Below are 23,148 nucleotides of genomic sequence, written 5' to 3' on the forward strand. Positions count from 1 at the left end.
GGAGGCAAAATATACACAGAAAAAAGAAATGGAACCCTCATGAAAAAAACTGCATGCTGTTACCTGATAATTTTACTGGGAATACTTAGTACCGTACACGCGCAATATGTTTATGACTATAAACATACCGGTGATACGTATTATAATGCGAGAGATTATTATTCTGCTGCACAGTATTATAATAAGGCGCTCGGTACCTTTAAGATTAAACCGGAACACATTCGCCCCTATTCTGTAGGAAACGCCGCTCCTCCTACCGGTAAATTCAAAGACTATCAGCAGATAGTAGCCCGTTTGGCAGAATCATACCGGCTGTATGCCGACTATGGGAATGCAGAAACCTGGTACTCTCAGCTGGTGGGTTTCAATAATGTGGCTTATCCACAGGCCCGTTACTGGTACGCTATCTGTTTAAGGGCGAATGGTAAATATGACCAGGCGCTGGAACAGTTTAACCAGTTCAAACAAAACTATACAGCTACCGATGAAATCTCAGCCAGGGCACCACTGGAAATTGCCTGCTGTGAATTTGCTATTGCGGAAGCTACCCGCCAGCCAAGATTTACGCTGGTGAAAACTGCTGGTAATGTAAATGAAGGCGGCGCCAACTATGCCCCCATCGTATTGAATCCGCAAACCCTGTTGTTTACTTCTTCCCGGTCCGAAACACCTCCTTTACCTGTTAACGAAAAAAAAGGGGATAGAAAGAAACCATCCAGAAAAGGGAGTCCTTATGTAAATGACCTCTACACCGCTACTGGTGGAAATAATTCATATGATAACAGCCAGAAAATTAAAGTCCCTCTTTCCAAAGGTATAGAACAAGGTGTTGCTGCGCTTACGCCAGACGGGAAGCTGTTATTCCTGACCCGCTGGACCATCAAAGAAGGAACAAAACAATCGGCTATTTATGTGAGTGCCCGTGAGAATGCGGGTTGGTCTGAACCAAAGATACTGGGCGCAAACGTGAACGTAGCCGGGTATAGTTCCATGCAGCCATATATTACAACAGATGGGAAATACCTGCTGTTTGCTTCCGACAGACCCGGTGGAATGGGGAAGAATGACCTTTGGTATTGTATCATGAGTAATGGTACGCCCGGAGGCGCCCGCAATATGGGAACGGCTATCAATACCAAAGATGAAGACCAGGCTCCTTTTTATGATGCAGAAAAGAACCTGTTGGTATTCAGCTCAGATGGTCGTGTAGGCCTGGGCGGTATGGATTTCTTCCAGAGTGAAGGCGATTTCGGTACCTGGTCGCAGCCCGTGAATATGGGTAAACCTTTGAACTCTCCCAAAGATGATATCTATTATGCGGCTTTAGATAATGCACATCCGCTGGCAGCTGGATTTATCAGCTCCGACCGGGAGTCTATCTGCTGTCTGGAAGTATTTGGCAGTAAACGTATCCGTAAAATCGCCAGCGGGCTGATTATCGATTGCGATACCCGCCTGCCGCTGCAGGGAGCTACGGTAACTCTATTGGATACGATCCGGCAGAAAACCATCCAGAAAGTAACGCTCGACGCTACCGGCAGATATACCTTTGATGTGGATATTCAGCGGTATTATAAGATTGTGGCGGAAAAAGCTACCTACTTTACCAAAAGTCTCTATTTCCGTACAGATTCCCTGGAGAGAATTGATTCCATGGATAATCCTACCCTTTGTCTGAAACATTATGAAATCGAGAAGCCGATCGTATTGAATAACATCTATTATGATTTCGGTAAAGCTACTCTGCGGGAAGAGTCTAAAGTAGTATTGGATACGGTGGTGGGTATATTGAATGATAATCCAAGACTCACCATTGAGATGAGCGCGCATACGGATAGTGTAGGCTCCGTGAAATTCAATGACAGGTTATCACAGGCGCGTGCGCAGTCCTGCGTGGATTACCTGATCAGTAAAGGAGTATCTCCTGAAAGGCTCAGTGCAAGAGGATATGGTAAGTCAAGGCCTATTGCACCTAACTCCCTGCCAGACCATAGTGATAATCCGGAAGGCCGTCAGCTCAACAGAAGAACAGAGTTCAAAGTGTTGAAGAAGCAAGTGCAGGTGACCAACCATGGAGATAATGACTCCGGTAGTTGACAATGATTTTCAGTATCCGGTATCCAATCCGGAAGCCTCCATATCCTATAATTACGATTGAGTAGCCGGTCCTGTACCGGCTATTTTTTTGCCTGTAACAGCCAAGGTGATCATACACGGCTTATATATAAGAGATGCCGCCCGGGTGTTGTCTTATGTATTATTCTTATGCCCGTTAATCTTATTGGAAATATATTTTTACAACGGATATTATTTAATCGTATATCCGTTACTGTTATAAAATGATATACGGATATCGTCTTTGCATAACAATACAAGCGCCCGTAATAAAAACGGTGCAGGTGGTTTATTATATTCGTATATGCTTTACTGTTATATAGTATGATATGTGAAAAATCACCGGCTGTCAGCTATGGATATCCGGGCCGGCAGGCATGAAAACCCCTGATCAGCCGGTGACAACAGCACATACCTCTCCCCTGTTGTAAAAAAATATTTTACAGCAATAGGTTATTTCAACGGCTTCTTTCCATGCAAAACTGAATGGAAAGAACGCCGTTCTACAGTTTTAATGAAATATCCGGGATGAATTATTTGCTTTTACCGAAGTTGCCAATGGCAATGGTATCTTTATCCGCTTTGAAAGCGCTGTGTAATACTTTCAGGTTGGCACTGAATTTCACGGCGTCGTCGTATTTAAAGGAAGTGTCTTTGGTAGCACCGTTTGCACGACGTAAAGTGATTTTCTTGATATCTTTAAACAGGTTGGTGGTTAATTCCGACCCCGTACCTTTTACAGTAGTGGAAAGTAATGTATCTTTTGTAGGAGCCGTGAAAGTGCCACCAATAAAGAATACATGATGTACGGTGTCTTTTACATTTTTGGTAAGCTTGAGTACTACGTTTACGGAACTGTCTTTGTTTTCGGTAACCGTGATAGCTCCTACTTTCTTCGCTGCATCTGCGCCGGTACCCAGTAAGTCGAAGGAGGTACTGCGTGCAGGAGTGGGCTCTGGTGTGTTGTTATCGTCTTTTTTACAGGCAGTGAAAGTGATACCTACAGCAATAGCAGCCACTACTCCCGTTTTGAGAGCATGTTTGTTGAACATAAGCATAAATGATTGTTATGAAAAGTTTAAGGTTGAGTGTACCAGTTGTTGATGTTTGTGTTCTTGATTCTCTAAAGTTTTTCGGCGCGCTTACTGTGATATTAAACGCAGTGTAAAATCAAATGTTACAGGACATAATAGATTTTTAGTTTATTATCTTTTTCCCGGGAAGATTTACAGGATAAAAAGTAAACAACAGCATGCAGTGAGACTACAAGTATAAATACAGGTTAAATAGCCGCTGTGGGCCATTGAATTCTTAATTTGAAAATCTTGATTCTTAGATTAACTTTGCCAGGTTTTGCATTAAACTTTAACCTAATAAACTCTTAACTAAGCAATATGTCACTCACTGTTGTAGGTACTATGGCGTTCGATGAAATTGAAACGCCCTTCGGGAAATCAGGACGGATTATTGGTGGTTCTGCCACTTACATTGCCTGGGCTGCCGCCAATTTTGTAAAGCCTATTAATCAGGTATCTGTTATTGGTGAAGATTTCCCGCAGTCTGAACTGGATGCATTGTCTGCCAAAGGCGTTGCTTTAGAGGGAGTACAGATAAAGAAGGGAGAGAAATCATTCTATTGGTCCGGAAAGTATCATATGGATATGAATACCCGTGATTCACTGGTTACAGATCTGAATGTACTGGCCGATTTTCAGCCTGCAATACCAGAGAGCTACCAGGGTAGTGAATTCCTGATTCTGGGTAACCTCACACCGCAGGTACAGATGAGCGTACTCGATCAGTTGAAGGAACGTCCTAAGCTGATTGTAATGGACACCATGAACTTCTGGATGGAAGTAGCATTGGACGATCTGTTGAAAGTGCTGAAAAGAGTAGATGTATTGATGGTGAATGATGGTGAAGCACGTCAGCTGAGTGGTGAATACTCACTGGTAAAAGCAGCCCGTAAGATCCTGACCATGGGACCTCGCTACCTGATCATCAAGAAAGGAGAGCATGGCGCCCTGTTGTTCCATGAAAACCATGTGTTCTTTGCGCCTGCTATGCCACTGGATGATGTATATGATCCAACCGGTGCCGGTGATACCTTTGCCGGTGGTTTTATCGGACATCTGGCTAAAACAAAGGATATTTCTTTCGAGAACATGAAAACAGCCATTATTGTAGGTTCTGCAATGGCTTCTTTCTGCGTGGAGAAGTTTGGTACTGAAAAGCTGAGAGAGATTACGCATGAAGATATTACTGCGCGGCTGGACCAGTTTGTACAGCTGGTGAATTTTGATATAGACCTGGTATAGGTAAAGCAATACTAACAGAAAGCTGACCAGTAAGGGTAAAGCCGGATATACCGGATTACGCTTACTGGTCAGCTTTTTTTATTTATAGATGCTATTCAGTAAGGCAGCCAGGCGGAGGCCTCCTTTGAGCAGTTGTTGATTCAGGTCATCTACGAAAACATAGTTATAACGATAGCTCAGCTTTGCATCCGGTTTGGTATAATCATATATTTTATCGGATAACTGGTGTGCGTCGAATAACCAATCGGCAATGGTGCCGCTTTGGAGTGTTTTCACTTCTGCCGGAGAGGCAATGTCGATTGCTTTGGTATATTCGGTATAGCTCAGCTGCTGGAAATCGATGAGGTGTTCGTCCCATACCCGGTGCAGGTTGCTGGCCTTATCGAACCACATGACATTGATTTTGTTGCCACCCATATCTTCGTCTCTGCCGGCATGTAATGGCATATGCAGGTCGCCGACCATATGTACCAGAAAGGAAAGCGCAAAACGTTGTTTATCTTTTGCAAGCGAACGGTTTTTCAGGTCTTTCATCATGGCATGGATTTCTGTATACAGGTTTTCGCCGGTAGCGGCCTGCAGAAGACTATCGAACACCTGCCGGTTGATATGACCCGGGAAATCCAGGTAATGCCAGGTGCTGGTATGATTGTACTGTTTGGTGGTATCTGATTTGATGAAATCAGGCCAGTTGGCAATCATGGCCAGGCTTTGCCGGCCCAGTATACCACCAATGGCTTTACGCGCCTGTGGTGTGAGATGCTGGTAGGCAATTTCAGCTACTACGCGATGTCCGGTGGGCCCCCAGGCAAAGCTGGCAAGGGGCATAAAGAAGGCCAGCAGGAGGCCCAAAAAGATTGTCTTTCTCATAAGTGTGTCCTTGATTACGGGCACGAAATTAAAGCTTCTTTTTTAACACTTATACTTCCCGGTTCTTTAGTATTTTTACATGTACTGCTCACATATACCTGACCAATATGCCTTTTAAGATACAAGCGCCATATGCGCCAGCCGGCGACCAGCCGGAAGCGATTAAACAATTGACCCAGGGCCTGGAAAGAGGAGAACCCTTTCAGACCCTACTGGGAGTAACCGGTTCCGGTAAAACATTTACCGTAGCCAATGTGATCGAAAAAGTACAACGCCCTACCCTGGTACTCACCCATAATAAAACGTTGGTGGCCCAGCTGTATGGCGAGTTACGCCAGTTTTTCCCGGATAATGCCGTGGAATATTTTGTATCGTACTACGATTATTATCAGCCGGAAGCGTATATGCCGGTGAGTGACACCTATATAGAAAAAGACCTCGCCATCAATGAGGAGTTGGATAAGCTGCGCCTGAAAGCCACGGCCAACCTGCTGTCTGGCCGTAGGGACATTATTGTGGTGGCCAGCGTATCCTGTATTTATGGTATTGGTAACCCCAAGGATTACCAGAATGGGATTATCCGTATTCAGCAGGGACAAACCATGAGCCGCAATGCGTTGTTGCATGGCCTGGTAAATTCCCTGTATAGCCGTACTACCGGCGATTTTAACCGGGGTAACTTCCGGGTTAAAGGAGATACCGTCGATATTAACCTGCCTTATGTAGACTATGGTTACCGGATCACTTTTATGGGAGATGAAATAGAGGAGATAGAAAGTTTTGATGTGCAGAATGGTAAACGTATCATGACGATGGAAAGCGCGGCTATCTTCCCGGCCAATATTTACCTGGCGCCCAAGGATATGATGCAACAGATCATCTATGAAATCCAGGATGAGCTGAAGGCACAGGTGGATTATTTCAAGGCAAACGGTAAACTGATTGAGGCACAGCGCGTAGCGGAAAGAGTAAACTATGATGTGGAGATGATCCGGGAGTTGGGCTACTGCAGCGGTATTGAGAACTATTCCCGCTTCCTGGACCGGCGTAATCCGGGGGATCGTCCTTTCTGTTTGCTGGATTTCTTCCCGGAAGACTTTCTGCTGGTAGTGGATGAGAGCCACGTAACCATTCCGCAGATCGGCGGTATGTATGGTGGCGACCGTTCCCGTAAGCTGAACCTGGTGGAATTTGGTTTCCGGCTGCCGTCGGCCCTGGACAACCGGCCACTGAACTTTTACGAGTTTGAGAATATGATCAACCAGGTGATTTTTGTGAGTGCTACACCGGGGGAATATGAGTTAAAGAAAACAGAGGGAGTGGTAGTAGAGCAGGTAGTACGTCCTACCGGTTTGCTGGAACCACCTATTGAAGTAAGGCCCAGTATTAATCAGGTAGATGACCTGCTGGAAGAAATTGACAAGCGTGTACAAAAAGGCGATCGGGTGCTGGTAACTACTTTGACCAAACGGATGGCCGAAGAAATGGATAAGTACCTGGGACGTATTAATATTAAATCACGTTATATCCACTCCGAAGTAGATACCCTGGAACGTATTGAAATATTACGCGACCTGCGGTTAGGTAATATTGATGTATTGGTGGGCGTAAACCTGCTGAGAGAAGGGCTGGATTTACCGGAGGTGTCTTTGGTGGCTATCCTGGATGCTGATAAGGAAGGCTTCCTGCGGGATGAGCGTTCTTTGACCCAGACAGCCGGCCGTGCGGCACGTAACGTAGATGGGCTGGTGATCTTTTATGCAGATAAGATGACCGACAGTATGCAGCGAACGATTGATGAAACGGACCGTCGCAGGGAAAAGCAGGCGTCTTATAATATTGCGCATCATATTACGCCTAAGACCGTGCGGAAGAGCAAGGAGCAGATCCTGGGGCAAACTTCGGTATTGGAAATCAAGCATTTTGATGAATCATCGCCTTATGCGGTACATGATGAAGTATCGTTGGTTGCAGAAGATGCCATGGCGTTGGCGAAGAGCTCTGCTGTAGCAGTAAAAACGATCCCGCAGATGGAAAAAGCCATTGCCAAAGTGAAGAAAGATATGGAAAAGGCAGCCCGCGACCTCGACTTTATGGAAGCGGCCCGTTTACGTGATCAGATGTTTGCCATGGAACGCGAGTTGCAGGAAATGAAACAATAAATCAGCCGCGTTGGAAAATAACATCATATAGAATTATTTATAATTTGTTTATTGATTTTCTGACCACACTATTTTTTATAGTATATATGTAAATAGATAACTATCAGGTATTTGTCCGGTATTTTTCCCAAGTATAGTAACGGTTTTACTTGATAGTTTTGAAAAAAGTTAAGCCTGCTATAAAATTGTATATAATATATTGATTTCTATATGATTAGATCATATAATTACGCCAATTAATTCTCCATAAGAAGCAGAAATAATAATTAATATTATTATTAATTATTATTTGTTTGATTTTAACCCCTGAAATACGCCAGTAAATTCAAATATTTCTATTTTTAACGCCTTCTGTTTGATGTTTTAAATTTCAAAACTACTTTTATTTAAGAAATTTAAAATTCAAACGCTATGAAGAAAAACGCTTTTCAGGACTATCTCCCCTTTTTATTTTTGGCGGTAGTTGCTATTATAGGAGTTTTTATTCCTGCACTCCCCGGTTTTTCCGACACCGGAAAATATAGTGCGGCAGATATTGGCTGGATACTGGTAGCATCTTCCCTGGTATTTTTAATGACCCCTGGTTTGTCGTTCTTTTACGGCGGCATGGTCAACCGGAAAAATGTGATTTCTACCATGATGCAAAGCTTTATTGCTACAGGGTTGATCAGTGTAGTATGGGTAGTAGTTGGTTTCAGCCTGGCGTTTGGTACCTCTTTCCATGGTATTATAGGTAATCCCACCACCTTTTTTATGTTTCAACAAGTAGGGTCAGGAGCCCCGTGGAGCCTGGCCCCCACTATTCCGTTGCTGTTGTTTGCGCTCTTCCAGATGAAGTTTGCCATCATCACCCCTGCCCTGGTAGTTGGGGCCGTAGCGGAAAGAATCCGTTTTACTTCCTATGTATTGTTCATGGTGCTGTTCAGCATATTGGTGTATGCACCTATTGCCCACTGGACCTGGCATCCCGACGGCATCCTTTTTAAACTGGGGGTATTGGACTTTGCCGGTGGTACGGTGGTGCATATTTCTGCCGGCTGCGCAGCGCTGGCAGGCGCACTGGTACTGAAACGCCGGAAAGATCATATTGAGAAAAAAGAACTGCAACCCGCCAATATTCCTTTTGTACTGTTAGGTACCGGGCTGTTATGGTTTGGCTGGTTCGGATTTAATGCCGGTTCTGCCCTGGGCGCCAATGCGCTGGCGGCTACCGCTTTTGCTACCACCAATACGGCCACCGCGGCTGCCGGCCTCTCCTGGGTATTTTTTGATGTGGTACGCGGCAGGAAACCATCTGCACTGGGTTTCTGTATAGGCGCCGTTGTAGGCCTGGTGGCTATTACACCCGCCGCCGGATATGTAGCCATTCCGCAAAGTATATTCATTGGCTTTATAGCAGCAATTGTTTCTAACCTGGCCGTACACTGGAAATCCAAAACAAGTATCGATGATACGCTGGATGTATTCCCCTGTCATGGTTTGGGTGGAATGGTAGGCATGCTGCTCACCGGCATTTTTGCAACCAAGGCCGTTAATGAAGCCGGTAATAATGGTTGGTTCTATGGCAACTTTGAACTGTTTAAAAATCAGGTACTGGGATTATTACTGGTGGTAGGTTATAGTTTCAGCGTATCCTATGGCATCTTCAAACTGATTAACCTGATCCATCCGTTGCGGGTCTCCGAAGATGAAGAATCACTCGGCCTGGATCTGACCCAGCATAATGAAAACTACCACCCTGCTTTATTAAGTGTGGCCGACAACGGTGCACTGAAAGAAGAAGATGAACTGGTACACTGAAAAGTATACAATAGGGCATTGCCGGATACCGATCTTTATCAATTGTATTAAAACGTATATACAATAACGTTAGAAAAGCCTGGAATGGATAATTAATAATAATTTATTTACCTGCTGTAAATAGATGAAACGCACTTTATTCACCGGTTATTAATTATCCATTCCTTCTATCTTACCTGTAAGCACGCACCGCACAACAATTACGCAAGAATAAGACGCATCGTTACGTACCATTTTATCAACCAAACTATATTGTACATGAAACGAATGTTAACGACCTTATTCGTTGTAGGGAACGCTATGGCCGCGTTTTCCCAGTCAGCAGACACCTTGCCGGCCCCTGCATTTAAACTATCCGGTTCCGCCGATGTGTATTATAAATATAATCTGAACGGCAGCTACACGGATAATAAAACCAGCTTTACCAATACGCATAATTCATTTGAATTGGGTATGGTATCACTGAAAGTGGAGCATGGATTCAAAAAAGGTAGTATTGTGGCAGATCTGGGATTTGGAAAAAGAGCAGGAGAGTTTTCCTATAACGACATCCCTGCCAAAACCAATGATTTGTCTATTGCCATCAAACAATTGTATGTTTCCTATCAGCTGGTAGAGAAAGTAAAACTCAGCTTGGGAAGTTTTGCAACACATGTAGGCTACGAGCTGGTAGATGCTTACCTGAACAGAAATTACAGCATGAGTTACCTGTTTAGCTATGGCCCCTTTTTTAATACTGGTATCAAGGCGGATATTGTGCTGGCCCCTTATCTGAGCGCGATGGTAGGCGTGTTTAATCCTACCGATCTTAAATCAGTCACCATAAACAGTCATAAATATATAGGCGCGCAGCTGGGCTTTACGCCTGCCGGCACGCCACTGAAGCTCTATCTGAATTACCTGGAAGGAAAAGATACCTTCAACGTACAAAATCACCAAGTAGATTTTGTCGCCACTTATCAGGTGAATAAAGTGCTGGGCCTGGGATACAACGCTACCTACAGCACGTATGCAAAAAAGGGAGAAAAAGAACCGGGTGTTAAAAATGTGAAATGGTGGGGTAATGTACTGTATGTAAATCTTGATTTCTCCGATCAGCTGGGAATGACCTTACGGGGAGAATATTTTGATGATAAGGATGGGTTGAAGATGTTCAGTACGTTACCGGAAGGAGGAAATGTGCTGGCGGGTACCCTCTCCTTTAACTATAAGGTAGGTAACCTCACTATTGTACCGGAATTCAGAATGGATAAAGCATCTGCAACGGCATTCAGTAAGGCAGACGGGGAGCCGGTGAATCTTACCGCCAATGTGCTGCTGGGTGCTACTTATCATTTTTAAGGTGAAGGCATGTTGTAAACGGGAATACAGGCAATAACCCCGCAAAGCCATCTCTCCGGAGATGGCATTTTTTAATGTGTAATATGTCCTCAATCAATAACAGTGTATTATCTTGGCATAAAAAAAGAGCTATGTTGCAACCATCCACGCTAAAATTCCTGAAACTGCTGAAGCAGCATAACAATAAAGTTTGGTTCGATGAAAACAGGGATGCCTATCAGGCTGCCAAAGCCGATTTTGAGAGTATGGTGCAGCAACTGATAGATGGTATCGTTCGTTTGGATACCACGTTGGAAGGATTACAGTTGAAAGACTGTGTTTTTCGTATATATAAGGATGTTAGGTTCTCGAAAGATAAAACACCTTATAAGGTAAACCTGGCGGCTTCTTTCCAGGCAGGCGGTAAAAAGTCTACGCTTGCAGGATATTATTTTCACCTGGAGCCCGGCGGTAATAGTTATGCCGGTGGTGGAATATGGATGCCTGCTGCCCCTGATCTGAAAAAAGTACGACAGGAAATTGATTATAATTTCGAAGAATTCGAACAGCTGATTGCGAACAAGGAATTTATTAAACACTTCGGAAAGATAGAAGGCGAATCTTTAAAGACTGCACCGCAAGGTTATCAGCCCGATAACCCGGCTATCGCTTATCTGAAATTGAAAAGCCTGGTCGTATCTCACCCCGTGTCTGATGCTACCTGTACACAACCAGAACTGGTCAGGGAGATTTTAAAAACATTTGCGCTCCTGCAGCCACTGGTGAAATTTATTAACCGGGCTATGGATTGAGTTATGATGGTTTATTAGTTTATGGGTGAAATAGCTCCGCTTCACCATATAAACTAATAAACCACATCCGGCCTGCCGGATTAATTCTTATGAATTAAAAACTCGAACGGACGCGCCTTACGGTTCTTCAACAGATTCTCTTTGTCAGTGCGCGCATGTGCAAAACGTTGATTATAGACGTTTGCTACTTCAATAATCGGAATAATTCCATCCAGCGTATCCTGCTGATCAACGATGTTCATAATACGGGATACCTGGGAGGAGAAATTGGTGCTCCACTCTTCGGTAAACTTGTGCATTAACAGAAGCTCGCGATTGGTGTTGGTTTTCATAGGACTTATGGGTGTTTTCTGATTAGAAAATAACGAAAAATACCGGCATCTCTCTAAAATTGGACTCCTCTTTTTTGCAAAAGAGATTAGTTGGCATAGGATTATTATTACCAAAATTGAATTTTATCCACCACAAATCAATACTACTTCCGTGTAATTTTTGCACTTCCAATGTTATCCTTATATGAAAAGCACAAAAAAAAGCAAGCGATAAAACGCTTGCTTTTAATGAGTTATAGATATATTTTCGTATAGTCATATGCGAGAGCTACGTTTACCGGGTAAAATGCGGTCAAATTACATAGCACAACAGTATGATTATAACCAGTTTTTTTCTTGCAAATATTCTGCAATCTGCACCGCATTTGTTGCGGCTCCTTTGCGGAGATTGTCTGCTACAATCCACATATTCACAGTGTTAGGCTGTGTTTCATCTCTGCGGATACGACCTACAAATACTTCATCTTTATCATGCGCATCTTTCGGCATCGGGTATTGTGCCTTGGAAGGATCATCTACTACAATCACACCCGGTGTTTGAGCCAACAGGTCGCGGAGTTCCTGTACATCAAAGTCATTTTCAAACTCGATGTTTACAGACTCACTATGACCACCCATTACCGGAATACGTACAGTCGTAGCCGTTACCCGGATCTGGTCATCCTGCATAATTTTTTTGGTTTCATTCACCATCTTCATCTCTTCCTTCGTATAGCCGTTGTCGAGAAATACATCGATCTGCGGAATAGCATTCATATCAATCGGGTAAGCATAAGCCATTTCGCCGCTGATACCTTGTCTTTCATTCATCAGCTGCGTAACCGCTTTCACACCGGTACCGGTTACAGACTGATAAGTGGATACTACTACTCTTTTAATTTTGTATTTGTCGTGTAATGGTTTCATTACCAACACCATCTGTATCGTGGAACAGTTAGGATTGGCAATGATTTTATCTTCCACGCGGAGGGCATCTCCGTTTACTTCCGGAACAACCAGTTTTTTAGACGGGTCCATTCTCCAGGCGCTGGAGTTGTCGATAACTGTAATACCGGCTGCCGCAAATTTAGGCGCCCATTCCAGGGAAGTACTGCCACCGGCAGAAAAAATAGCCACATTAGGCTTCATTTCTATGGCAGTTGTAGCACTTACCACCTTCCAGGTCTTGCCCTTAAATGTTACTTCCTTACCTACGGACTTCTCAGAAGCGACTGGTATCAGTTCAGTAACCGGAAAATTCCTCTCCGTTAATACCTGTAACATTTTTGAGCCTACCAGTCCGGTAGCTCCTACTACGGCGACTTTCATTTTGCTATTGTTTTACATGTTAAAATTTCGATGCACAAAATTAATATTTCGGGTGCGGTTTTCATAGCAGTGGGCGGTATTTATTCTGTTTATATAGAATTAACATTTGAAAAAAGGATTACGGGTATGTTTGTGTATATTAAAAGCCTGTTTTATGCGGATCCCCATTGTTTGTACCTGCCTGTTATTAATACAGGTGTATACCATTTGTGCACAAACACCTCTCAGGTATAGTGCCGTTATTCATGAAATCATGTGTAAACCCTCACCCGTCGCTGGTTTGCCTCCCTTTGAATACGTTGAGTTGCGCAACATCAGTGATACTGCCATACAACTAAAAGACTGGTGGCTGGCCGTCAATAAACGGGAAACAAGACTACCTGCATATTGGCTGCAGCCGGATAGCATGTTGGTATTATGCTCCCCTGCCGCGGTAAATAGTTTTAGTATTGCCAATATTGCGGGAGTAGACCGTATGCCTGCATTGGCAGATGATAGCGGGCTAGTGGTATTGTATAACCGGCATAAGCAGGTTGTTCATGCAGTGGCGTACGACGATAGCTGGTATGGTAACACGCGTTTGGCCAAAGGAGGCTATAGCCTGGAGATGGGGAATGCAGCGCTCCCCTGCAGCGGTAAAATAAACTGGCAGGCCAGCAGTGCGTCTGCCGGCGGTACACCCGGTAAATACAATGCAACGGCGGCTCCCGTGCAGGATGAATCGCGCCCGGATCTGTTATATGCAGGTATCACAGATAGTCTGCATATTACCTTACAGTTCAGCAAAACGCTGGATAGTGCACTGGCGGGCAATGTGGGCAGGTATCAGTTGACGGGTGATATCCGGATATTGTCTGCTACCGTATTGCCACCCTTGTTTAATGCGGTATCGCTGCAGTTATCGCAACCACTGCAGCAACAGCTGCTGTATACCGTAACGGTAAATGGTATCGCTGACTGTGCCGGTGCCGTGAGCGGATGGATGACTACTGCTACCCTGGGAAGGCCGCAGGCGCCGGTGGCGGCAGATGTTATTATCAATGAACTGTTGTTTTATCCACTCCCGGGCCGGCCGGAATTCATTGAGCTGTATAACCGCAGTACAAAAGTCATTGCCCTGGATTCGCTGCGTATTTGCGCCAGAAAGGCAGCGGGCCGGTTGGAACCATTGAAAAGGATCAGTGCCGGTGCGCGTTTGCTGATGCCAGGGCAATGGCTGGCCATTACCACAGATGCTACTTTACTGTGTCGCTATTATCATTGCCGCGCACGGGGGCAGGTAGAGGAAGTCGGCAGCCTGCCGGTGATGCCGATGGCAGCTGGTCAGGTGGTATTGCTGACTGCCGATAGTCTGATCCTGGATGAAGTGCATTATACGGATAAGCAGCATTTTCAGTTAGGGAACAGCTGGCAGGGTGCATCCCTGGAGCGGATAGATGCGGAAGCTCCTTCATTGGCAGCAGGTAACTGGCACACGGCCGCAGCTACTGCCGGTTATGCCACACCGGGTGCCATAAATTCGCAACAGCGGGCTGATGAGGCAATAGCCGCTACCACTGTGCTAACACCGGAAGTGTTTTCACCAGATGCCGACGGAATTGCGGATCAGACGGTGCTTTCTTTCCGGTTGCCGGGCCCTGGTTGGGTTGGCAATGTGACAGTTTATGACGCGAAGGGAGTGCCGGTGCGTTTTCTGGCCCGCAATATATTGCTGGGAAATACGGCTTTTTTACCTTGGGATGGAACAGGTGAAAATGCAGTAGTTTTACCATCAGGTATTTACATATTTTTTATAGAGATATTTAACCGGCAGGGTGAGGTCAGACGCTGGAAACACACAGTGGTAGTGGCACGAAAGTTGAGTTGAAGCAGCCCCGGCTTCTGACAAACTTTGGATGAAAATTTGTCAGCGGGCAATCTATTATAATTATTTATATTTGCGCTTCCTAAAAATTTGAACATGCAGTACAGAGAAATTGTTGCAGTAACCGGATTGGGCGGTTTGTTTCAGTTAATGGCCAGTAAACAAGATGGCGCTATCGTAAGGTCACTGGAAGATAAGAGCACAAGGTTTGTGTCTTCCCGCGTGCATAATTTTACTCCACTGGAAAGTATCGAAGTATTCACTACCGGCGAAAACGTAAACCTGGCTGAGGTATTCAAAGCTATGGACGAAAAAGCAGCTGCTTTTCCTGTTGCCGAGGGTAAAGCTGATAACAATGCGATCAAAGCTTATTTCAAAAACGTATTCCCTGAATTCGACGAAGAAAGGGTATATGTGAGTGATATGAAGAAGATGGTGAAATGGTTTGGTATCCTCAAAGCAAACGATCTGTTGAAGTTTGACGAAATCCTGGCCGAAGGTGAAGAAGAAACCGTAGAAGAAGTAGTAGCTGAAACAGCTGCTCCTGAAAAAAAGAAAAAAGCTGAACCCGCTGAACCAGCAGTAGCTGCTGAAGCAGGTGAAGAAAAACCTAAGAAAGCACGTGCTAAAAAAGCAGCAGGTGAAGAAGGCACAGAAGAGAAGGCACCTAAAAAAGCAAGAGCTAAAAAAGAAGACGCTCCTGCCGCTGAAGGTGAAGAACCAAAGAAAGTAGCTAAGCCACGCAAGAAGAAAACCGAAGAGTAGTTGTAGAAACAGGTAACGGTATCACACCGGTTACATTCTGCAATGTTAAATATGCTCAGGCTTCTGTATTACCCGATATCTCCGGTAATGCAGAAGCCTGAGTAATTTCAGGGATATCGGATACAGCAGAAAAGAATCTGCTGATTACATCAAAAATTCCCTAAATTCAAAAATCAGAAAATCTCAAAATAGTTTTATGACCCAACTTAATGCAGATATAAAAAAACTTCCCCGCCATTTTCTTCCGGAAGATTTTTCAGTGACTACCTGGGAGGCGTTACAGCCTTATTTCGAAGCATTACAGCAAAGACCTCTTCATAGTGTGGCAGACCTGGAGCAATGGCTGAAAGATATGAGTGAACTGGAAGCAGTAACTAATGAAGATGCCTGCTGGCGCCAGATCCGCATGACCTGCGATACAACCGATAAAAAACTGGAGGAAGCATTTGCCTACTACTGTATGGAAATACAGCCGCAGTTACAGCCATATGCAGATGCCCTTAATAAAAAACTGCTGGAAAGTCCATACCTGAAAGAGCTGGACCAGGAGCTGTATAAAACCTATCTCCGCAATGTAGAGAAACAGGTAAAACTGTTCCGCGAAGAAAACATTCCGATCCAGGCAGAACTGAGTGTAATGGCGCAGCAATATGGCGCTATTGCCGGTAAAATGACCATTACGGTAAAGGATCAGGAATATACCCTGCAACAGGCGGCGAAGTTTCTGGAGAACAGCGACCGCGCCCTGCGGGAAGAAGTGTTTGCCAAAACCGCTGCCCGTCGTTTGGAAGACCGCACTGCCCTGGATGAATTGTACAGCAACCTCATTGTGAAACGTGATCAGATAGCGAAGAACGCAGGATTTGCCAACTACCGGGATTATAAATTTGAAGAACTGGGCCGCTTCGATTACACCAAAGAAGACAGCTTCCAGTTCCATGATGCCATCAAGGAACATATCCTGCCACTGGTAAAAGAGATCTACGAAAAACAAAAAAATAAACTGCAGCTGGATACCCTGAAACCATGGGATACCGATGCAGAACCAGCAGGGATAAAACCCCTGGAACCTTTCCACACCGGAGAAGAACTGGTAACTAAAGCCATTGCTACTTTTGATGAGCTGGGCCCCTTCTTTGGCAACTGCCTGCGGGTAATGAAACAAATGGGACACCTCGATCTGGAAAGCCGCAAAGGCAAAGCGCCGGGTGGTTATAATTGCCCGCTGCCGGAAACCGGCGTGCCCTTTATTTTCATGAATGCTGCCGGTCAGATGAAAGACCTCACTACCATGGTACATGAAGGAGGCCATGCGGTACACTCTTTCCTGAGCCATCACCTGGCACTCAGTGCATTCAAGGAATATCCGATGGAGATTGCAGAAGTTGCCAGTATGAGTATGGAGCTGTTTACCATGGACCACTGGGATATTTTCTTTGACGATGCAGAGCAGCTGCGCCGCGCCCGATTGCAACAGCTGGAACGTGCCATTGTGATTTTCCCCTGGATTGCCACCATCGATAAATTCCAGCACTGGATATATGAAAATCCGCAGCATACTGCAGCAGCCCGCACCGAAAAATGGGTAGAAATCCTCAACGAATTTTCTCCGGGTGTGCTGGACTGGTCTGGCCACGAAGATTATAAAGCAATTGGCTGGCAGAAGCAACTGCACCTGTTTGAAGTACCTTTCTACTATATAGAATATGGTATTGCACAACTGGGCGCTATTGCCATGTGGAAACAATACCGGGAAAACAAAACACAGGCCCTGGACAACTACGTACAGGCATTGAGTTTAGGTAATACCAAAACGTTGCCGGAACTGTACAAAGCTGCCGGTATCCGGTTTGATTTCTCACCGGCTTACGTAAAAGAACTGGCTGATTTTGTGAAAGCAGCTATCTCTGCATTATAATATTTAACAGAAAAGAAAAGGCCGCCGGCAGGTTTTGTATAACCCGCCGGCGGCCTCGTTTTAAACGTAGTGATTACTTACAGGTTTTGCATACACCACTTACAACTACCTCTACGTTATGCGCAGCATAACCTTTGGGTAACTGGATTTGTGGTACATCGGTTTCGTCCAGACAGATCGTATTGCCACATGCCTCACATTTGAAATGAATATGGTGGTCGTGGTGATGGTGTTCTGAGCAATCCGATTTGCATAAGGCATAACGTACAGACGTATCTGTAGTTGGTATTTTATGGATAATGCCTTTATCCATGAATGTTTGCAGGGTGCGGTATACCGTTACACGGTCAAAGGATTTTCCCGCCAGTTTTTCAAAGTCACTGTGCTCCAGCGCACCATTACTTTTCATGAACAGCTCCAAAATCTTGATCCTGGTGTCCGTTACGCTTAACTTGCTATCACGTAATAAATTGGCTATCCGTTCTGCTACTTGTTGTTTGATACCCATGATGAAAAACTTTATTCTTCCATTAAACGGTCAATATCTTCGATCAGTTTATCTATGTCTTTTTGTTTGGTACCTTCATACAGGCCACGAATCTGTCCTGTTTTATCTACCAGTGCAAACCATTGGGTGTGCACAAAATCTTCATCTCCTGTATAGGTGCCGTCATCTACCATATATCCCTGACGGGCCAGGCGATAGAGCTGCTTTTTATCGCCGGTGAGGAACCACCAGTTTTTAGGATCTGCCTGATGCTTTGCGGCATAAGCTTTCAATACTGGTACGCTGTCGTGCTCCGGATCTACCGTGTGCGACAGGATGAGAAAATCCGGTTTGTTTTTGTATTTCGCATACACTTTATCCAGATTGGCATTCATCTTCGGACAAATACCCGTGCAGGTGGTAAAGAAAAACTCCGCTACATAGATCTTATTGTTTACATCTGCTTTGGCTTTGGTATTACCATCCTGGTCGGTAAAGGAAAAACCCGGTACAGTATGGCCCGGTGCCCCCAGTATCGGTAACTTCTCTTTCCCCAGGAAAGTACCTCTTTCGCCTTTTATAACATAGCCTGCATAGCCCAGAAACCCTGCGCTCAGCACCGCAAAAAATGAAATCAATATGATCGCTTTCTTAGACATAGGTTAGATCCCCGCTGTTTTGATACTATAATATACAAAGGTAGCACTTAGTTGACAGATGCCCATCGGTGTACCCTTCCTTCTTCATTTTTAACACGTTCACAACATATTATAAGTGATGAAATAAACTATGCCTGTTATGGATAAAATAATTTGCAACATTGTTGCAAATTATTTTATTTTTGTGAAGATTGAATCAAAGGATATGGAGGAGAATTTTTTACGGAAGATGAATCTCGACACATTAGGGATTGGTGCATCATTGTTGTGTGCGGTACACTGTGCTTTATTGCCCTTGGTACTAACGATGTTGCCCTTACTGGGGGCAGCGCTGCCGGAAAATGAATGGCTGGAGTATGCCTTGTTATCAGGGTCTTTTGTAATAGGTTGCCTGGCACTGGGAAGAGGATACTTTCGCCATCACCGGCGTATACGACCATTACTCCTGTTTTCGGCAGGATTTGTTTTATTGGTATGCGGTCATTTTATAGCGCCCGCAGATGGCTGGGAACCATTGCCCATTGCCATTGGGGCCCTTATGATCATCGCAGCACACCTGCTCAACCTGCGCGGCTGCAAGCAATGCGCTGTGCATAAGGGAGCGCCTGTCGCAAAATAAAAAATTACATATGGAAAAATTGCCTGTTACGGTGCTGAGTGGCTTTCTCGGCGCGGGTAAGACTTCTTTGCTCAATCATGTACTGCATAACCGCGAAAATTTACGTGTAGCCGTTATCGTGAATGACATGAGTGAAGTGAACATTGATGCACAGTTGGTACGAAATGAAAATACCCTGCACAAAACGGAGGAGAAACTGGTAGAAATGAGCAACGGTTGTATTTGTTGCACATTGCGGGAAGACCTGTTGAAAGAAGTCGCAGAACTGGCAGCAGCCCGCCGTTTTGATTATCTGTTGATCGAGTCTTCCGGTATTTCGGAACCAGTGCCGGTGGCACAGACCTTTTGTTACCAGGATGAAGACAACGGCATCGACCTGAGTGCGGTGAGCCGCCTGGATACGATGGTCACCGTGGTAGATGCCTTTAACTTCCTGCAGGACTATGGGAGTGATGCCCGCCTGCTGGACCGGGACCTTACAGCAGACTATCAGGATCAGCGTACCATTGTAAATCTGCTGACAGACCAGATAGAATTTGCCAATGTAATTCTGCTGAATAAATGCGACCTGGTAACCCCGGAGGAGATCGGTGTCCTGAAAGCAATATTGAAAAAACTCAATGCCACCGCCAGGATTATAGCAACAACCAATGGCCGCGTACCGCTCCGGGAAATACTGCACACCGGCTTGTTTGATTTTGAAACAACCGCACAAAGTGCTGGCTGGCAGGCGGAGCTGGAGCAGGAACACACGCCGGAAACGGAAGCATACGGGATCTCTTCTTTTGTATACCGTAGCCGTAAACCCTTTCATCCGGAACGTTTCTGGCAATATATCAACGACCGGTGGCCGGCTGGAGTTATCCGCAGCAAAGGTCTTTTCTGGCTGGCTTCCCGGCCCAAACTGGCGGTCAACTGGAGCCAGGCCGGTGGTTCATTGCGGGCCGAAAGGGCGGGCTACTGGTGGTGTGCCATACCCCGCCACCAATGGCAGATGGATGAAGAAACCCACGACCTCATCAGCCAACGTTGGGACGAGCGCTTTGCAGACAGGTATAATGAACTGGTTATCATCGGACAAGCCATGAATGAACCGGAAATACGGCAGCAACTGGACAGCTGCCTGTGTACGGAGCCGGAAATAAAGCTGTACCAGCAGGGCTATCCGTTTAAGGATCTCTTTCCTGATATTTAGCCTTGTCTAAAAAATAATTAAGGCATGTATAAAAAATGAATATAGTTTTGTAAAAATATTTTTTGGCACAGATCGGAAGTATGCCGCTTGTTACTATCCTGAATACCCGACTGTTCATATTTATATCTATCAATGCTGATGAAACATTTCTTTACACTACTATTTTCACTGTCCCTTGCGTTATCCGTACACGCGCAGCAATGCGCGGTAAAGGGTAAAGTGGTGAATGCCGAAGGGAAACCTGTACAATTTGCCAACGTAGCGATTCCTGCCATGCATACCGGCGCAACTGCCGACCAGCAAGGTCTTTTCCAGATAAAAAATATTACGCCCGGTACACATGAAATCCTGATTACCATGTTGGGTTATCAGTCTGTGAAACTGAAGAAAAATATAGGCGCCGGTCAAACCATTACACTGGACATCAAACTGGAAGAAGACCTGTCGAAGCTGAATGAGGTAGTGGTTACCGGGGTATCCCGCGCTACGGCAGTACGCAAGAATCCTATTCCCATTGCTGTAATCGGTAAAAGGGAAATGAACATGAACGTGAATAATAACATCATCGATGCTATTATTAAAGGAGTACCTGGTGTAAGTGCAGTGACCACCGGTCCCAATATTTCCAAACCCTTCATCCGTGGCCTGGGCTATAACAGGGTGCTCACCTTGTATGATGGCATCCGGCAGGAAGGCCAGCAATGGGGAGATGAACATGGTATAGAGATAGATCAATACGGTGTTTCCCGGGCAGAAGTGGTAAAAGGCCCCGCCAGTCTTACCTATGGCTCCGATGCGCTGGCAGGTGTGATTAACATGATTCCCGACATCCCGGAAGTGGAAGAAGGAAAACTGAAAGGTAGCTTTCTGGCAGACTACCACAGCAACAACGGGATGATAGGATCTTCCCTGGGACTGGCTTTCCGGAAAAACGACTGGAAGTACACCATCAGAGGTACCGCTAAGGCAGCACATAATTATCAGAATAAAATAGATGGATTTGTATATGGTACTGCTTTCCGGGAGTACAACCTTTCTGCTATTGCCCGGGTGGATAAAGTATGGGGCAGCTCTCAGTGGGGCGCTACCTTGTATGATAATACCCAGGAAATACCCGATGGCAGCAGGGATTCACTGACCCGTAAGTTTACCCGTCAGGTAAAAGATGAAGACGATGATATCAGAAACCGGCCGATAGTACCGGATAACGAACTGCGTACCTACCGGTTAAATCCACTCCACCAGCGCATTCAACATTACCGGTTATACAATACCACTAAATGGAAAATCGGCAACGGTGATCTGAATACAACTATCGGATTACAGCAAAGCATCCGGCGGGAATACAACCACCCGGAAATGGTAGCCCAGCCCGGATTATATGTAGTGCTGAATACCCTGAACTACGATGTCCGCTATAACCTGCCCACCTGGAATGGCGTGGAAACCACCGTAGGAGTGAATGGAATGTACCAGGTAAACAAAAGTAAAAACGGTACCGATTTCCCTATACCTAATTATAACCTGTTCGACATCGGCGGTTTTTTCTTCGCTAAAAAATCTTTCGGCAAACTGGATATATCCGGAGGGCTTCGTTATGACAGCAGGAAAATCCGCTGGAACGATTTTTATGTAGGACCCAACAAAGCCAACGGATTTGAAAAGCACATGGAATTACCGGATACCGCTGGTGGTCATTTACAATTCCCGGCATTCAGCCATAATTATACCGGTATATCCGGTAGTGTGGGCGCCACCTATAACCTGAGTGAGCGTGTATTACTGAAAGCCAATATTGCCAGAGGATACCGTGCGCCGAATATTACGGAAATAGGTTCCAATGGTCTGGATCCCGGCGCACACATTGTATACCTGGGTAATCGTGGCTTCAAACCGGAATTTAGTTTGCAGGAAGATATCGGATTCCTCGCCTATCTGCCGGATGTGGATATCAGCGTAGAATTGTTTAATAATAATATCGACAACTATATCTATCAGTCACGGCTATACGACAATGAAGGTAATCCGGTGGTAATTGTACCCGGTAATGCCACTTACAAATATCAGCAATCCAGCGCGCGGTTGTTTGGAGCAGAGGTAAGTGTGAATTTACATCCGCGTATCATTCCCTGGCTGACGTTTTATAACAGTGCCGCCTATACGCAGGGCTTAAACAGAAATGAGGAACTGATCAGTAAACATGGAGATGCAGCCCGGTACCTGCCGTTTATACCGCCCATGCATGTACGGTCTGAGCTGAAAGCTACTGCACGCAGGGATTATGGAATATTTACCAAAGCCTATGTACGTGCGGAGGCAGATATATATGGTGCACAATCCCGGTTCTATGGTGTAGATGATACGGAAACCTATACCCCGGGCTATACATTGATTAACCTGGGCGCCGGATCAGGCATCCGCAGCAAACGTGGTAAAACCATTTGTGAAATCTTCCTGCAGCTGGACAATGTATTTGATGTCGCCTATCAGGCTAATATGAACCGGCTGAAATATTTTGAATATTACAGCGCTTCACCCAACGGGCGTTTCGGTATCTATAACATGGGAAGGAATTTCAGTGCCAAGGTAATCGTACCTTTTTAA

18 protein-coding genes are annotated in these 23,148 nt (G+C 45.1%); 12 read left to right on the forward strand and 6 right to left on the reverse strand.

What is annotated here, in order from left to right; all coding sequences use genetic code 11:
- The first annotated feature begins 39 nt into the window (after positions 1–39).
- Entirely contained in the window at positions 40–2,097 is a 2,058-nt protein-coding gene (locus tag OL444_RS04165; RefSeq protein ID WP_264734493.1) for an OmpA family protein, read from the forward strand.
- Positions 2,098–2,648: 551 nt separating this feature from the next.
- Here OL444_RS04165 and OL444_RS04170 read toward each other — a convergent pair.
- Complete coding sequence (locus OL444_RS04170) at positions 2,649–3,167, reverse strand: hypothetical protein (RefSeq protein WP_264734492.1); 519 nt, start codon at positions 3,165–3,167, stop codon at positions 2,649–2,651.
- Between the two features lie 342 nt (positions 3,168–3,509).
- Between OL444_RS04170 and OL444_RS04175 the strand changes: the two genes are divergently transcribed.
- Positions 3,510–4,433, forward strand: coding sequence for a PfkB family carbohydrate kinase (locus OL444_RS04175; protein ID WP_264734491.1), 924 nt, complete (start codon positions 3,510–3,512; stop codon positions 4,431–4,433).
- Positions 4,434–4,511: 78 nt separating this feature from the next.
- Here OL444_RS04175 and OL444_RS04180 read toward each other — a convergent pair whose 3' ends face one another.
- Positions 4,512–5,303: a S1/P1 nuclease gene (locus OL444_RS04180; protein ID WP_264734490.1), complete on the reverse strand. Its 792-nt coding sequence runs from the start codon at positions 5,301–5,303 to the stop codon at positions 4,512–4,514.
- Between the two features lie 107 nt (positions 5,304–5,410).
- Here OL444_RS04180 and uvrB point away from each other — a divergent pair, with 107 nt between their 5' ends.
- From uvrB to OL444_RS04200, 4 genes are all read left to right on the forward strand, one after another.
- Positions 5,411–7,465 (forward strand): excinuclease ABC subunit UvrB, encoded by a 2,055-nt coding sequence (gene uvrB / locus OL444_RS04185; protein WP_264734489.1) that lies wholly within the window; start codon positions 5,411–5,413, stop codon positions 7,463–7,465.
- A 411-nt stretch (positions 7,466–7,876) separates the two neighbouring features.
- A complete protein-coding gene (locus OL444_RS04190; protein WP_264734488.1) occupies positions 7,877–9,265 on the forward strand; it encodes an ammonium transporter in 1,389 nt (462 codons plus the stop codon).
- 258 nt (positions 9,266–9,523) lie between these two features.
- Positions 9,524–10,606 (forward strand): porin, encoded by a 1,083-nt coding sequence (locus tag OL444_RS04195; RefSeq protein WP_264734487.1) that lies wholly within the window; start codon positions 9,524–9,526, stop codon positions 10,604–10,606.
- A gap of 131 nt (positions 10,607–10,737) precedes the next feature.
- Positions 10,738–11,397, forward strand: a complete 660-nt coding sequence (locus OL444_RS04200; protein ID WP_264734486.1) for a DUF2461 domain-containing protein — start codon at positions 10,738–10,740, stop codon at positions 11,395–11,397.
- 80 nt (positions 11,398–11,477) lie between these two features.
- Here the strand turns inward: OL444_RS04200 and OL444_RS04205 are convergent, their stop codons facing one another.
- Both OL444_RS04205 and OL444_RS04210 read right to left on the reverse strand, forming a co-directional pair.
- Positions 11,478–11,729: a hypothetical protein gene (locus tag OL444_RS04205; RefSeq protein WP_079471700.1), complete on the reverse strand. Its 252-nt coding sequence runs from the start codon at positions 11,727–11,729 to the stop codon at positions 11,478–11,480.
- A 318-nt stretch (positions 11,730–12,047) separates the two neighbouring features.
- Positions 12,048–13,037 carry an aspartate-semialdehyde dehydrogenase gene (locus tag OL444_RS04210; RefSeq protein ID WP_264734485.1) on the reverse strand — a complete coding sequence of 330 codons (990 nt, stop codon included), beginning with the start codon at positions 13,035–13,037 and terminating at the stop codon, positions 12,048–12,050.
- 154 nt (positions 13,038–13,191) lie between these two features.
- On the opposite strand from OL444_RS04210, the gene OL444_RS04215 reads away from it, so the two are divergent.
- From OL444_RS04215 to OL444_RS04225, 3 genes are all read left to right on the forward strand, one after another.
- Positions 13,192–14,904: a lamin tail domain-containing protein gene (locus OL444_RS04215; protein WP_264734484.1), complete on the forward strand. Its 1,713-nt coding sequence runs from the start codon at positions 13,192–13,194 to the stop codon at positions 14,902–14,904.
- A gap of 93 nt (positions 14,905–14,997) precedes the next feature.
- Positions 14,998–15,666, forward strand: a complete 669-nt coding sequence (locus OL444_RS04220; RefSeq protein ID WP_264734483.1) for a DUF5606 family protein — start codon at positions 14,998–15,000, stop codon at positions 15,664–15,666.
- 196 nt (positions 15,667–15,862) lie between these two features.
- Positions 15,863–17,584 (forward strand): M3 family oligoendopeptidase, encoded by a 1,722-nt coding sequence (locus OL444_RS04225; RefSeq protein ID WP_264734482.1) that lies wholly within the window; start codon positions 15,863–15,865, stop codon positions 17,582–17,584.
- Positions 17,585–17,657: 73 nt separating this feature from the next.
- Here the strand turns inward: OL444_RS04225 and OL444_RS04230 are convergent, their stop codons facing one another.
- Both OL444_RS04230 and OL444_RS04235 read right to left on the reverse strand, forming a co-directional pair.
- Entirely contained in the window at positions 17,658–18,092 is a 435-nt protein-coding gene (locus tag OL444_RS04230; RefSeq protein WP_264734481.1) for a Fur family transcriptional regulator, read from the reverse strand.
- A gap of 11 nt (positions 18,093–18,103) precedes the next feature.
- Positions 18,104–18,730, reverse strand: a complete 627-nt coding sequence (locus OL444_RS04235) for an SCO family protein (RefSeq protein WP_264734480.1) — start codon at positions 18,728–18,730, stop codon at positions 18,104–18,106.
- Between the two features lie 139 nt (positions 18,731–18,869).
- Here OL444_RS04235 and OL444_RS04240 point away from each other — a divergent pair, with 139 nt between their 5' ends.
- The 3 genes from OL444_RS04240 (at position 18,870) to OL444_RS04250 (ending at position 23,148) form a co-directional block, all read left to right on the forward strand.
- A complete protein-coding gene (locus OL444_RS04240) occupies positions 18,870–19,349 on the forward strand; it encodes a MerC domain-containing protein (RefSeq protein WP_264752004.1) in 480 nt (159 codons plus the stop codon).
- A gap of 10 nt (positions 19,350–19,359) precedes the next feature.
- On the forward strand, positions 19,360–20,544 hold the full coding sequence (locus tag OL444_RS04245; protein WP_264734478.1) for a GTP-binding protein: 1,185 nt from the start codon (positions 19,360–19,362) through the stop codon (positions 20,542–20,544).
- A 138-nt stretch (positions 20,545–20,682) separates the two neighbouring features.
- Positions 20,683–23,148 carry a TonB-dependent receptor gene (locus OL444_RS04250; protein ID WP_264734477.1) on the forward strand — a complete coding sequence of 822 codons (2,466 nt, stop codon included), beginning with the start codon at positions 20,683–20,685 and terminating at the stop codon, positions 23,146–23,148.

The organism is Chitinophaga nivalis (assembly GCF_025989125.1).
GTDB classification, from domain to species: Bacteria; Bacteroidota; Bacteroidia; order Chitinophagales; family Chitinophagaceae; genus Chitinophaga; species Chitinophaga nivalis.

What these genes read in the sequence shown, in the direction of transcription:
- OL444_RS04250 (WP_264734477.1), top strand. Translation starts at nt 20,683, where the DNA reads ATGAAACATTTCTTTACACTACTATTTTCACTGTCCCTTGCGTTATCC.
- OL444_RS04205 (WP_079471700.1), bottom strand. Translation starts at nt 11,729, where the DNA reads ATGAAAACCAACACCAATCGCGAGCTTCTGTTAATGCACAAGTTTACC.
- OL444_RS04240 (WP_264752004.1), top strand. Translation starts at nt 18,870, where the DNA reads ATGGATAAAATAATTTGCAACATTGTTGCAAATTATTTTATTTTTGTG.
- OL444_RS04200 (WP_264734486.1), top strand. Translation starts at nt 10,738, where the DNA reads ATGTTGCAACCATCCACGCTAAAATTCCTGAAACTGCTGAAGCAGCAT.
- OL444_RS04180 (WP_264734490.1), bottom strand. Translation starts at nt 5,303, where the DNA reads ATGAGAAAGACAATCTTTTTGGGCCTCCTGCTGGCCTTCTTTATGCCC.
- OL444_RS04175 (WP_264734491.1), top strand. Translation starts at nt 3,510, where the DNA reads ATGTCACTCACTGTTGTAGGTACTATGGCGTTCGATGAAATTGAAACG.
- OL444_RS04210 (WP_264734485.1), bottom strand. Translation starts at nt 13,037, where the DNA reads ATGAAAGTCGCCGTAGTAGGAGCTACCGGACTGGTAGGCTCAAAAATG.
- OL444_RS04230 (WP_264734481.1), bottom strand. Translation starts at nt 18,092, where the DNA reads ATGGGTATCAAACAACAAGTAGCAGAACGGATAGCCAATTTATTACGT.
- OL444_RS04215 (WP_264734484.1), top strand. Translation starts at nt 13,192, where the DNA reads ATGCGGATCCCCATTGTTTGTACCTGCCTGTTATTAATACAGGTGTAT.
- OL444_RS04235 (WP_264734480.1), bottom strand. Translation starts at nt 18,730, where the DNA reads ATGTCTAAGAAAGCGATCATATTGATTTCATTTTTTGCGGTGCTGAGC.
- OL444_RS04165 (WP_264734493.1), top strand. Translation starts at nt 40, where the DNA reads ATGAAAAAAACTGCATGCTGTTACCTGATAATTTTACTGGGAATACTT.
- OL444_RS04245 (WP_264734478.1), top strand. Translation starts at nt 19,360, where the DNA reads ATGGAAAAATTGCCTGTTACGGTGCTGAGTGGCTTTCTCGGCGCGGGT.
- uvrB (WP_264734489.1), top strand. Translation starts at nt 5,411, where the DNA reads ATGCCTTTTAAGATACAAGCGCCATATGCGCCAGCCGGCGACCAGCCG.
- OL444_RS04190 (WP_264734488.1), top strand. Translation starts at nt 7,877, where the DNA reads ATGAAGAAAAACGCTTTTCAGGACTATCTCCCCTTTTTATTTTTGGCG.
- OL444_RS04220 (WP_264734483.1), top strand. Translation starts at nt 14,998, where the DNA reads ATGCAGTACAGAGAAATTGTTGCAGTAACCGGATTGGGCGGTTTGTTT.
- OL444_RS04170 (WP_264734492.1), bottom strand. Translation starts at nt 3,167, where the DNA reads ATGTTCAACAAACATGCTCTCAAAACGGGAGTAGTGGCTGCTATTGCT.
- OL444_RS04195 (WP_264734487.1), top strand. Translation starts at nt 9,524, where the DNA reads ATGAAACGAATGTTAACGACCTTATTCGTTGTAGGGAACGCTATGGCC.
- OL444_RS04225 (WP_264734482.1), top strand. Translation starts at nt 15,863, where the DNA reads ATGACCCAACTTAATGCAGATATAAAAAAACTTCCCCGCCATTTTCTT.